This window comes from Stenotrophomonas sp. YJH_SMC_32 (assembly GCF_059369975.1).
Window position 1 is genome coordinate 172487 of the sequence record NZ_JCAFTE010000002.1, and the last position, 12488, is coordinate 184974.

A 12488-nucleotide genomic window follows, 5' to 3' on the forward strand; every position below is an offset into this window, starting at 1 on the left:
TTCCCTCTGCTGAAGGTCCGGTTTCGATGCGAACGATTGCGCGTTTTCCCCGTGTCTCGCTGCTGGCCCTGCTGATCGCCCCCGCACTGGACGCCCTGGCCGAAGCACCGCAGGGCGAGGCGGCCGAAGCGCGCAGCAGCGATGCCCGCACCCTCGATCAGGTGCAGGTGATCGGGCAGGCCACCAGCTACGCCAAGACATCGGTGCGCGCGGAAACGCTGAACCGGCAGACCGTGATGAGCAGCGTCAACGATGCACTCAACGAGGTGCCCGGCGTGGTGGTCAGCGAAGCCGATGCCACCGGCTCATCGGTGTGGGGCACGCAGATCAGCATGCGTGGCTTTGTCACCAACCGCGACACACAGCAGATCGGCACTACCATCGACGGCCTCCCCAACGGCGGTTCGGGTTACGGCGGCGGCTCGCTGGCCAACCGCTACATCGACGCCCTCGACCTGGAAACGGTGGAAGTCAGCCAGGGCACTGCCGATATCTCCTCGCGCTCGAACGAGGCCCTGGGCGGCACGCTCAACTTCCTTACCAGCGACCCGCTGCAGGACAGCCGCCTGCGCTTCGTGGTCGGCGCCGGTGACAACGATGCGCGCAAGTACTACGTGCGCTACGACACCGGCCTGCTCGGCGGCCACACCCGCGCCTGGGTCAGTGCCTCGTCGGCGCGCGTGCATGACTGGATCGATGGCAGCGGCAAGACCAGCAACGACCACATCGCCGGCAAGTTCATCACCGAACTGGATCGCTGGACCCTGACCGGCTACCTGTCCTACAACGATGCCGACGAGCCGGAATACACCAGCGTCTCACCGAAGGGCTTCGCGACCAATCCGGATCGCGACAACCTGGTCGGTATCCTCACCGGCATTCCCTACCTGGACCAGAACTACCGTTCCGGCTCGCGTGCGTTGCGCGAGAACACCTTCGGCTACCTGCGCGCGGCCTTCGACGGTGGCAACGGCTTCAAGGCCTCGGTGGCCGCCTACGGGCACCGCATGCAAGGTCGTGGCGACTGGCTGCCTCCCTATCTGGCGCAGGTCAGCGATGACGGTGCGGGCCGCCCCGAGTCGGAGTACATCGGTGGAAAAACCGTGTACGGCGGCAGCAACCGTGGCCAGATCTTCTTCGTCAATCCCGACGGCAGCGCCGCGCAGCGCCTGGCCAACTGCACGCCGCAGCTGGGCTTCACCGCCGAATACGATCCGAACTGCTACGCCGGCAACGTGCTGGGCGCGCAGTCGTATCGCCACACGCACTACGACAACGACCGCATGGGCGTGACCGCCGACGTCGAGTGGCGGCAGACCTTCGGCACGGTCGACAACACGATCCGTGGCGGTCTGTGGGTGGAGAAGCTGGACCGTTCGGCGCGCCGCGACTGGCATCGCCTGCTCAACGTCGGCCAGGACATCGCCTTCGACTACCAGCCGTACTGGGTACAGTTCGAGGACAAGTACAAGGTTGACGAGCAGATGTACTACATCGAGGACGTGGCGCGCTTCGGGCCGTTCAGCGCACGCCTGGGCGTGAAGCAGTTCTTCGTCGACCAGTCGCGCCGCCGCGTGATCGGTGCCAGCGAACACGTCAAATCCGATTCCAGGTCCGACCCGCTGCTGTCCACCGGCTTGACCTGGGCACCGGGCGTGGAAGGCATGGAGCTGTTCGCCGGCTTCTCGCAGAACTTCGCCGCGATTCCTTCCGGCGTGCTCGGCGAGACCGACCCGCAGCGCTTCCGCAACGTCGAGCCGGAGACCGCCGACAACATTGAAGTGGGCATGCGCATCAGCCGCTGGCCGCTGACCGCCTCGGTGACCCTGTACAACATCAAGTTCGACAATCGCATCGTCTACCTGCCGGCAGGTTTCGTCAGCGGCATCGACTATCTCGGCGAGACCGACGGCGTCTACGAGAACTTCGGCGGCGTGGAGAGCAACGGGCTGGAAGCCGCGTTCGGCTACGGCTGGGACAACGGCTGGCGCCTCAACGCCGCCTATACCTACAACCGCTCCAAATACCTGGGCAGTGGCGATGCCGCGCGTGATACCCAGCTGGGCATCGTCGACGGCGCCAAGGTGATCGGCCAGCCCGAACAGACCCTCGTCCTGTCGGCGGACTGGCAGGGTGAGAACTGGAACTTCGGCCTGTCCGGCCGTTACCTGGGCACGCGCTATCTCGACGCCGCCAACGTCAACAAGCTGCCGTCGGCGATCGTGCTCAACGCCAACATCGGCTTCGACCTGCAGGGCCTGTCGCCGCGCCTGAAGGGCATGGGCGCCAACCTGGTGGTGAGCAACCTCACCAATAAACGGTATCTTGCAGGGGTGGACGGGCGCGACAACGCCTTCATCGGCGCTCCGCGCACCGTCGGCATCTCTTTCCGCGTGGACCTGTGAGTGAGCCTGTGACCGATATCGGCCGACGCCGGTTGTTGCAGGCCGGCGTTGCCGCCGGCCTCTCTCCACTGCTGCCCAGCATCGCCCGGGCCGCCGCGATCGCCCCCGCCGCGCAGACGCGCAGCCTGGAAGACCTGCAGCACATCGTGGTGTTCATGCAGGAGAACCGTTCGTTCGACCACTACTTCGGCACGCTGCCGGGCGTACGTGGCTTCGGTGATCGGTTCGTCGCCCCGGCCGCCGCGCTGCAAGCAGGTGGCCGCGTCCGCAGCCTGTGGCTGCAGCCCGATGCCAGCGGCGAGCGCGCGATCGCGCCGTTCCCGCTGGATACCGCCGCGCACTTCGGCTACATGCGCGTGGAAGGCACGCCGCATACCTGGCCCGATGCCCATCGGGCGTGGGACCACGGGCGCATGGGGCAATGGCCGAAGGCCAAGCAGAACCACTCGATGGGCTACTTCCAGCGCAGCGACCTGCCGTTCCAGTTCGCCCTGGCCGATGCCTTCACGATCTGCGATGCCTACCACTGCGCAATGCAGGCCGGCACCAACCCGAACCGGGTGTTCCTGTGGACCGGCCACAACGATGGGCATGCGCGTGCCGGCGGCCCGGTGATCGCCAATTCGCACGACAACTTTCCCGAACAGGGCGGGTACCCGGCGTCGTACCGCTGGACCAGCTATGTCGAGCGCCTGCAGAGGGGCGGCGTGTCCTGGCAGATCTACCAGGACATGGCCGACAACTTCACCGACAACCCGCTGGCGGGTTTCGAGGCCTTTCGTCAGGCCCACCGCGCGGCGCCAGGGCATGACCCGCAGCTGCGCGCGCGCGGGGTCAGCACGCGGGGCCTGACGCAGCTGCGCCAGGACGTCATTGACGGGCGCCTGCCGCAGGTCAGCTTCATCATCGCCGACGCGGCCGGCAGCGAACATCCCGGCCCGTCCAGCCCGGCACAGGGCGCGGCCTATACCGCACGCGTGCTGGATGCGCTGACCGCCGATCCGGACGTGTGGAGCCGCACCGCCCTGCTGCTGATGTTCGACGAGAACGATGGCTTCTTCGACCACATGCCGCCACCTGCCCCGCCTTCGCCGGTGGACCGTGGCTGGGCGGGTGTGTCCTCGGTCAGCACCGAAGGCGAGTACCACCGGCACCCGGCCCCGGGTGACGAGAAGTACGATCTCGCCGAACTGCGCGGGCGCCCGTACGGTCTGGGACCGCGCGTGCCGCTGTACGTGATCTCACCGTGGAGTCGCGGTGGTTGGGTCGATTCGCAGGTGTACGACCACACCTCGGTCATACGGCTGATCGAGCGCCGCTTTGGCGTGGCCGCAGCGGACATCTCGCCGTGGCGCCGCGCGGTCTGCGGCGACCTCAGCACTGCGTTCGACTTTGCCCAGCGCGATACCCGCCCGTTCGTCCGTGGCCTGCCCGACGTGAGTGCGGTTGCCGCACGCGCAGCTGCCTTGCCGGGGCGCACCGTGCCCACGCTGCCGGAGGGGCTGAAGCCAGCGAAACAGGAAAGCGGTGTACGTCCCGCGCGCGCCCTACCCTATCGACCGCAGGCATCGATTGCCGCAGTCGATGCCTTGGGTGTGGATCTGACGCTGTCCTGCGAAGGCGCGCCGGCAGTGCTGCATGTCTACGATCGGCTGCGGCTGGATGCGGTACCACGCCGCTACACGCTGCTGCCAGGTACGCCGCTGCGCGAGCGCTGGCCGTTGGACGCCCAGGGCCGCTATGACCTTTGGCTGCTTGGTCCGAACGGCTTCCACCGCCACTTCCAAGGTGCGTTCAAGGCGCCTGCCGTGCAGGCTTCGATCGAGCGCGCGGACGGCCAGCTGCGGCTGCACCTGCGCAATCTGCACAACAGCGCGCAGAATGTGCGGGTGCAGGCCGGTGCCTATGCCGGGCACATGCCTGAGCAGGCGCTGGCGCTGCCGGCGCATGCTGAGGCCACGGTGGCATGGGACGCGGCGCCCACCGCAGGGTGGTACGACCTGCGCATCGGTGCGGGCGACAGTGCACTGCGACTGGCCGGCCGCGCCGAGGATGGGCGCCCCGGCACCAGTGACCCGGCAATGGGCAGCGAGCCCTTGCGGTTCGAGCACGATTGAGGAGCCCTCTGTAGAGCCGAGCCCACGCTCGGCTGCTTCTCGCCCTGGTCGCATTGCCCCGACAAAGCAGCCGAGCATGGGCTCGGCTCTACGCGGCAGATCGGCAGATTCAGGCCTCCTGCAGCCCCGGCCGGCCGTGCTCCACCGCATAGCGTTTCCAGCTCTGCAGCACGCCATTCGGCTGCATCACGGTATCCAGCGTCTTCATGTCGCCGATCCACGCATCGCGGGTGACATCACACAGCACGTAGCCACGCTTGTCGGTGGTCGCCCTCAGATAGGGGCTGTGCGCTAATTGGTTTCTGGCATACGCATCCACACCCTGACCATCGGCGCCAGAGGTGATCGACGTGGCGAGGAACTCGCTGGAGATCACGCCCGAGTCACGGTGGTCCTGCACCAGATCGCTGGCATAGTGGCGATGCGCGTCGCCGCAGGCGGTCACCACGTTGCCGAAGCCCACCTTCTGGATGTGCTCGAGCAGGCGCCGGCGGCTGTCCAGGTAGCCCGACCACTGGTCATCGGACGACTGCACTACCCCGTCCTTCTCGCGCATGTAGTTGCCCAGCGCCACTTGGTGGGCGATGGTATGCCAGCGCGGCGCCGCATCGGCCAAGCCGTCGAACAGCCAGCGCTCCTGCTTCGCCCCCACAATGCTGCGCTCCGGCGATTCCACCTCCTCGCGCAGCGTCATGTTCACCTGCTTGCTGCGGTACTGGCGGGTGTCGAGCAGGTGCAGGTCCATCAGCGTGCCGTAGCGTGCGCGCCGGTACATCTGCATGTGGCCGTCGCGCGGGAACGCCGAACGGCGCAGCGGCATGTTCTCGTAGTAGGCCTGGAACGCCTGCGCACGCCGCAGCAGGAACACTTCGCTGGGCGTATCGTCCTGGTCTTCGGCGCCGGCCCAGTTGTTGTCCACTTCATGGTCGTCAAAGGTGACGAACCAGGGAGCCGATGCATGAGCGGCCTGCAGGTCGGCATCGCTCTTGTACTGGGCGTAGCGGCGGCGGTAATCATCCAGCGTGTAGATCTGCGGGCCGACGTGGTTGCGCAGGTTGGTGAACGGCTGGCCGCTCATCTTCCGCAGACCCGGCTGGCTTTCGCCTTCGTAGATGTAGTCACCATAGTGGAAGACGAAATCAAGCGGTTCTTCGGCAATGCGTCGCCACGCGGTGTAGTGGCCTTCTTCGTAGTGCTGGCAACCAGCCACCACAAAGCGCACGCGATCCACCGCCGCCGTGGCTGCCGGCAGCGTGCGCGTACAACCCACTGCGCTGGCGTGGCCGCCTACGGTGAAGCGATACCAGTACGGTCGGCCCGGTGCCAACCCTTCCAGCTCCACGTGGACGGCATGGCCCAGTTCGGGATGGGCCATTGCCGAGCCCTGGCGTACCACCCTGCGCATGCCTTCGTCTGCTGCCAGCTGCCACTCGACCACCATCGGCCGGGCCGGCATGCCACCACCGAACACCAGTGGCTCGGTCGCCAGCCGTGTCCACAGCACCATGCCATCGGCCGAGGGATCACCCGAGGCCACGCCCAGGGTGAAGGGCGTGCTGGCAAAGCGTGGCGACGCCAGCAGGTTGCGTGGGTTCAGTGCAGTGGCGTCGGTCTGCGCGGCCAGTGCGCGCGCCGTGCCCATCCAGGCCCCTGCGGCCGACAGGCCGGCCAAGGCCAGGAATCGCCTGCGATTGATCGTCTCCACGGATGACCCCTCAGTTGTAGATGATGTGGAAATAGAAGAAGCGGCCGTAGTCGTCGATCTCGGTTCGGAAACGCCCGTTCGGACCGGTGCTGTAGGTTGGCTGCGTGTTGAACAGGTTCTTGGCCTCGTACTTCAGCGTTACGTGCTTGCCGACCTTGTGGCTGAAAGCCATGTTGAACGTCATGTATGGGTCGTAGTACGAATCCAGCCATTCGGTGTCACCGAAGTCGACCAGCATCCGGCTGCGGTAGGTTCCGGACAGGCGCAGTTGCGAGCTCTTCCACGGCATGCGCCAGATCACCGACCCATTGAGCGACCAGTCCGGCTGGTACAGCAGGCGGTCCAGGCGCCGCTCGGTGCCATCGGTGATGCGGTAGTTGGTCTGGCCTTCCAGACGCGTCGCGTTGAAGTACATGTCGAAGCGCTGGCGGCCCCACTGCAGATTGCGATTGGCCACCGCAAACTCAACGCCACGCAGCTTCGACTCGTCGGTGTTCATCGGCTGGGTGACCCGGTAGCGGGTGTCCCCCACGTTCTCGAACGTGGTCAGGGTGTAGATATCGTCCTTGATCACCTTGTCGAACAGCGCCACCGAGACCAGGCCATTGTTGCCGTTGAAATACAGGTCCCACGCCAGGTCGACGTTGGTGGAACGGCGCGGCTGCAGGTTGGCATTGCCCTGCTTGATGGTGCAGAAGCCCCTGCCCTCCTCGTCATCGCCACAGCTGGTGCTGGTGGCCTGGGCGATGTTGCTCGGCGTCGGCCGGCCCAGCGTACGGCTGGCGGAGAAGCGCAGGCGCTGGTCCTCGCTCAGCTTGAACGTCGCATTCAACGAAGGCAGCAGGTTGTTGTAGCCACCGCTCGTGTTGCGGAAGGCGGAGGTATACGTACTGCCGCCATCATCGCTGAACGGGCTGTAGGCATCGAAGCGGGTGTGGTCGTAACGCAGGCCGCCGATCAGCAGCAGCCGGTCCCAGGCGTAGTGAGCGGACACATAGGCATTGGTGATGTCCTCCACGTACTTGTAGTCGCTGGTGAAGTTGGCATTCGGATACGCCGCATTGTTGTTGCCCAGCTTCGGCAGCAGTTCCTCGTTCCACTTGCGGTTGTCGATCAGCGGGAAGCCCGGCACGCTGCCCAGCAGCGTCGAACCCGGATACAGGTAATCGTTGAGCGTGGCACTGCTCCTGAAGTAGTCGAAGTCGATGTCCTGCCAGATCTTCAGGTGGCGGTACTCGGCACCGGTGGCCAGGCCGAAGCCACGCGCATCGGCGTCGATGTTGTAGCTGAAGTCCGCGCGCAGGTTGTCGATGCTCTCCTTGGCATCGCGCGGGGAGACATAGGCCTGCGCCGGATTGAGTTTGAACGCGGAGCTGGTCAACAGGCTGGAATCAGAAACCGCTACCGCGTTTGGGAACCCGTGACTGTCATTCTCGTAGTCGACGAACAGATTGCTTGGATAGGCGCGCACACCCCAGTAGACCTGGTTGTTGTGGAAGGTCTCTTCGGTGTGGCCACCACGCAGGGTCAGGCGCGAACGGTCGCCGACGTCCCAGTTGAAGCTGGCGATGGCGCCACGGTTGCTGCGGTCCCAGCGGTCGTGGCGGTTCTTGATGTAGATGCTGTTGATCTGCGTGGTGCCGCTGTCCTCGGTCTGGTTGCGGATCGGAAACTTGGCGTTGCCGTACAGATCCGTCTTGTTCATCGTTGAGTTCTCGTAGAACCGGTACGAGTACAGCAGCAGCGATGCGTAGAACGGATCATCCGAGGGCTTCCACTCAAGCTTGGCGGAGCCACCGAAGTTGGTGATGAAGTTGGTATAGGTGCCGGTGCTGAAGTTGCCAGGCGCACGCAGGCCGTTCCAGCCCTTGGCCTCGTCCGGCCCCGTGGTGCCGTCGGTGAGGTATTTTCCAGCGTCGTTGTAGTAGTAGTTCGACTCCACCCAGCGCTTGACGCTGTTGCGTGAACGCTGTTCATAGCGTGCCACCGCAACGATGCCGAACTCCTGGTCGGCGCCGAACTGGTTGGAGAACACCATCTTGGCGCTCTTGCCGAAATGGCCCAGGGTCTCGTGGTTGCCGCCAGCGCTGCGCTCGACGTTGGTCTCGGCTGTGGAATAGATGCCTGCCACGTCGGCAAACACGTACCTGCCCGACCGGTCGAAGGCACTGCGGCTGATGATGTCGATCACACCGCCGATCGCATCCGGTGCCTGCTCCGCGCTGAAGCTCTTGTAGATGTCGGTACGGGTGCCGATGTCGCTGGGAATCAGCTGCAGGTTGTTCATGCGCTCCCCGGAGCCACTGCCACCCACGCTGGCAATCGCGATGCCATCGATGGTGGTGTAGTTGAGGTTGGCCTGCACGCCGCGTACCGTCACGTAACGTGGCTCACCAGCATCCTCCACCGCACTCAGGCCTGGAGCGGCCATCAGGCTCTCGGCCAGGGTCTCGTCGCCGTAGCTGTCCATCTCGTCGTAGACCACCGAATCCTTGATCACCGGCGACGACTTCTTCTGGTCGATCACCTCGTGCGCGGCAATCACCTTCACCGTGTCCAGGGTCGGCGCCACCACCGCTCCGGCCTCGCGCGGCATCGGCGCGGCTGGCTTCGGCGCGTTGCGTGCGGGTGCCGGATCGATGGCGATGACATTGCCATCCACCACGGTGTAGCCCAGGCCGGTACCCGCCAGCAGTGCGTCCAACGCCTGCTTGACGGTGGCGCCACGTGGCACAGCCCCGGCCATGTGCGCTTCACCGCTACCCGAGTACAGGAACTGCACGCCGGAACTGCGCGACAACTGCTCAAGTGCACGGGCCAGCGGTTGCGCCGCGATCGGCGCCGACACGCGGGCTTCAAGGCCATCGGCAGCGGCCGCGGCCGCCATTGGCACGCTGCAGGGAGACAGGGCGAGGATGATCGACAGGTAGAGCGTGTTGCGCATCACGGGTCCTTGGAAGAGAGAAGGCAGCAGGCGCCGCTGCGTGGCTCGGCAGCGGCTTCTTCCAAGTAAGAGCCCGCATCCACCGAAGTGGAGAACGCGGATTCGATGAATTTTTTCTGACAGCCCACCACCGCGCGGGCCTCAGCGACTGCCGACCCGCACTGTGTCGCCTTCGCGCCTCACCACGAAGCGTGGGTCGCGTTCGAGGAAGGCCTGCAGCGCACCGATGCGATGCGCATCGAGGCTGCCGGACAACCGTGCCGATGCCGCGCCTTCGTCCAGCACGCGCACCTGCACCTGGTTGTGCCGGTTGAAGGCAGCTGCCACCTCATCGAGCCGCTCATCGAGGAAGGACACTTTGCGCTGTTGCCAGTCCAGCAGCATCGACAGCGGCATGTCCACTGACTCGACGGCATGGCTTCGCGCATCGACCTGCACCACCCGGCCCTGCTCCAGCTGGGCCAGGCGGTGGGCACCCGCGCCCTGGCTCCAGACCTCGACCTCGCCGGAGACCACGCCGATGCGGGTGCTCTGCAGCCGTCGCGATACATCGAACACGGTGCCGATATCCCGGATCTCCAGGCCGTTCACTTCCACCTCGAACGGACGACGGTCGCGGGCGATGTCGAACGTGGCCTCCCCCTGCAGCAGCTCCACCTTTCGGCTGAACCAGCCCATGCGTACCCGCAGTCGGCTGTCCGCGTTGAGCCGCACCTGGGTCTGGTCGGGCAGCACCAGGTCGCGGAGTTCACCATGCCCGGCACTGTAGAGATGCTGGGTGGGCATCACCTGCGAAACCAGGCCCACGCCGATCAGGGCAACACAGGCCGCGGCCGAGACCATCCACCAGCGCACGCGACCGCGACGCGGCACGGCGCGGGGCGGCGCGTGCGCACGACCGAACAGCGGCACCACCTTGGCGGCGACCTGCCGCGGTGGCACCAGCGCCTCATCAGCCAACGGCGATTGCAGCGCCTCGCCCACCTGCCGGTGCAACGCGAGCGCGCGCATGTAGGCGCGAACATGCTCGGGCGAGCGCTTCATCCAGTCCAGGAACGCGACACGCCCGGCCTTGTCCAGTACCCCCTCGCGATTGCATAGGAACCAGTGCGCCGCCTCACGTGCGACCTCGTCGTCAGGCCTGCGTGATGGATACCGATTCATGTGAGCTCCCTGGCGCCCAGCGCCTTCCTGCAGGCGTCAAGCCCCTTGCCGATATGCTTGCGCACCATGTGCACCGACACCTGCAGCTGCTGGCTGATTCCCGGGCAGTCCAGCCCGTCGCGGTAGTGCAGCTCCATCACCCGGCGCGTGGTCGCCGGCAACCGCGCGATGGTGCTGCGGATATCGTTCCAGCGCTGCGCACGCTCGAATTCGCGCTCGATGTCTTCTTCGCTTTTCAGCACTTCGGCCAGCAGATCGATGTCTTCCAGCGGCGGCAGCGACGACCGCACGCGGGCGTGCTCGCGCGCCAGGTTGGCCGCCACGGTGAACAGGTAGGCTTCCGGGTTCTGGACCGCGTCGGCATCCTCGCCGGTGCTGCGCAGCAGCCGCAGATAGACCTCCTGCGCCAGGTCTTCGGCATCTTCGCTGGCTGAACCGCGACGCAGGAAGAAGCCACGCAGCAGCCGGCGCCGCAGTTCGTAGCTCTTCTCCCAGATCCTCACGCTGTTCACGGCCGGCCAACCACCCCGAGGCTGGAAAGCCCAGCAGGGTGACCGCCATCGATGACAGTGGCGTTTCAACGACCGGCAGGCAGCCGCTAGAATGCCGCCCCTGCAATGTCCCGGCAGCCGGCACAAGGAGTGCCCAGCAATGAACGCACGCACCGCCATCCACACCTTCAGCAGCCTGCTGTTCCTGCTGCTGGTCGCCCACACCACCGCCTACCAGCAGCAGATGTGGCCGCCCAGCCGGGTCATCCATGTGCATCCGGTGATCGTCGCCCTCGCCTATGCACTGGGTGTGCTCACGCTGCTGCTGTGGATCGGCGGCGGTCGCGTACCAGAACCGGCCCAGCGTATGGCGCGCTGGCTGCCCATCGTCGCCTGGTGCCTGCTGTGCGTCGGCGTGGCGGTCATCCCGATGTTCCTGCCTGGACTGTACCCAGCCTGATCAGCGGCGGTACGCAGTGCATCCGCGCATGATGCGGCGCCCGGCACCAACCCTTGCTTGCCAGAGACCCAAGCCGGGCCCGCCTATCGAAGCCGCGGTGCCAGGCCTACGCTTGTCTTCTCGGTGGCCGCCACGGTCGCCCTTCGCGTCACGGCATTGCCGTTGCGACCCCGCTCCAGTGCTGTGCGCCCTGATGGTGTTGTCGCTCAGGCAGACGTCCAAACGGCGCCCTCTGGAGACAGTCATGAACCAAGCCCTGATCCCCTTCGATACCGACCCGCTGGAAACGCGGGAGTGGTGTGAATCGCTGGAGGCGGTGATGCAGGCCGGTGGCCGGCCACGCGCGCACTACCTGATCGACCAGCTGAGCGATCTGGACGCGCAACAGCACGGCGACCTGCATACCCGCGCATGGACGGCCTACGTCAATACCATCCCGCCCGAACGCCAGCCGCCCTATCCCGGTGACCTGGCCATCGAGCGCCGCCTGAACGCGATGATCCGCTGGAACGCGATGGTGATGGTGCAGCGTGCTGGATGCAGGACACCGTCGACAAGTACGGCATCGACACTGGCAAGCACGATCCGGCCGCGGTGTAAGGCGGCTGCGTTCACCACGCCCGTTGTGCGAGCCTGGTGAACGCAGCATCGCTACGGCATGCGCTTGAACAGATTGGTCTGCAGGATCGGCGTGCCGTCGTGGCCGTAGAACGCCTTGGTCTCGGTCATCGTCGCCCGGTCATCCGCCACGGTGTAGATGCGGGTGGAGGCGGGCGTCCCGTGATCCACCAACTGCATCACCAGCGTATTCGGGGCCGGCAGTTTCAGGTTTGCCTTGTCCGCGCCGTAGGTGCCGGACAAGGCACCCGGCGTGCCATCCAGCGCCAACGTGCCGTCGGACTTCATGGTCTTGCCGTCGTGCAGGACGATATCCACGTGTGAGCTCCAGCGGCCACCGCCGGCGTCCTTGAACTCCAGCACCACCTGCTTCGGACGCTGCGCCTCGGGTAGTGCCGAGGTCGAGGTGTCCAGCGACCAGCGCCCCAGCAGCGGCGACGGGGACGCTTCCACGGCCAGCGCCGACCCGGCCGGCAGCGAACACGCACACAACAACACAGCGGACAACAGCTTCATACGTTGCTCCGTTCCAGTGAAGAAGGTGCTGCGTGACGCGTTGTGGGGCGCAGCGCTTCGGATCGTGC

General features: G+C 65.9%; 8 protein-coding genes and 1 pseudogene. 4 read left to right on the plus strand and 5 right to left on the minus strand.

Annotated features, from left to right (window positions below):
• Positions 1 to 26 precede the first annotated feature (26 nt).
• Together AC5P7S_RS04790 and AC5P7S_RS04795 are read left to right on the plus strand one after the other, a co-directional pair.
• Positions 27 to 2405: a TonB-dependent receptor gene (locus AC5P7S_RS04790; RefSeq protein WP_095377460.1), complete on the plus strand. Its 2379-nt coding sequence runs from the start codon at positions 27 to 29 to the stop codon at positions 2403 to 2405.
• Positions 2406 to 2413: 8 nt separating this feature from the next.
• Positions 2414 to 4522 (plus strand): phosphocholine-specific phospholipase C, encoded by a 2109-nt coding sequence (locus AC5P7S_RS04795; protein ID WP_095377461.1) that lies wholly within the window; start codon positions 2414 to 2416, stop codon positions 4520 to 4522.
• A 109-nt stretch (positions 4523 to 4631) separates the two neighbouring features.
• Here AC5P7S_RS04795 and AC5P7S_RS04800 read toward each other — a convergent pair whose 3' ends face one another.
• From AC5P7S_RS04800 to AC5P7S_RS04815, 4 genes are all read right to left on the minus strand, one after another.
• A complete protein-coding gene (locus tag AC5P7S_RS04800; protein WP_095377462.1) occupies positions 4632 to 6227 on the minus strand; it encodes an alkaline phosphatase D family protein in 1596 nt (531 codons plus the stop codon).
• 10 nt (positions 6228 to 6237) lie between these two features.
• On the minus strand, positions 6238 to 9171 hold the full coding sequence (locus AC5P7S_RS04805; RefSeq protein WP_095377463.1) for a TonB-dependent receptor: 2934 nt from the start codon (positions 9169 to 9171) through the stop codon (positions 6238 to 6240).
• Between the two features lie 141 nt (positions 9172 to 9312).
• Entirely contained in the window at positions 9313 to 10335 is a 1023-nt protein-coding gene (locus AC5P7S_RS04810; protein ID WP_095377464.1) for a FecR family protein, read from the minus strand.
• A complete protein-coding gene (locus AC5P7S_RS04815) occupies positions 10332 to 10847 on the minus strand; it encodes an RNA polymerase sigma factor (RefSeq protein WP_095377465.1) in 516 nt (171 codons plus the stop codon). The genes AC5P7S_RS04810 and AC5P7S_RS04815 overlap by 4 nt, the downstream gene beginning before the upstream one ends.
• 139 nt (positions 10848 to 10986) lie before the next feature.
• On the opposite strand from AC5P7S_RS04815, the gene AC5P7S_RS04820 reads away from it, so the two are divergent.
• Both AC5P7S_RS04820 and aceE read left to right on the plus strand, forming a co-directional pair.
• The gene (locus AC5P7S_RS04820; RefSeq protein ID WP_095377466.1) at positions 10987 to 11286 is read left to right on the plus strand and encodes a hypothetical protein; all 300 of its coding nucleotides are present in this window, start codon (positions 10987 to 10989) and stop codon (positions 11284 to 11286) included.
• Between the two features lie 244 nt (positions 11287 to 11530).
• Positions 11531 to 11824, plus strand: a pseudogene (gene aceE, locus AC5P7S_RS04825) (pyruvate dehydrogenase (acetyl-transferring), homodimeric type); the annotation flags it as partial.
• Between the two features lie 113 nt (positions 11825 to 11937).
• Here aceE and AC5P7S_RS04830 read toward each other — a convergent pair.
• On the minus strand, positions 11938 to 12420 hold the full coding sequence (locus AC5P7S_RS04830; RefSeq protein WP_095377467.1) for a LuxR family transcriptional regulator: 483 nt from the start codon (positions 12418 to 12420) through the stop codon (positions 11938 to 11940).
• Positions 12421 to 12488: the final 68 nt, after the last annotated feature.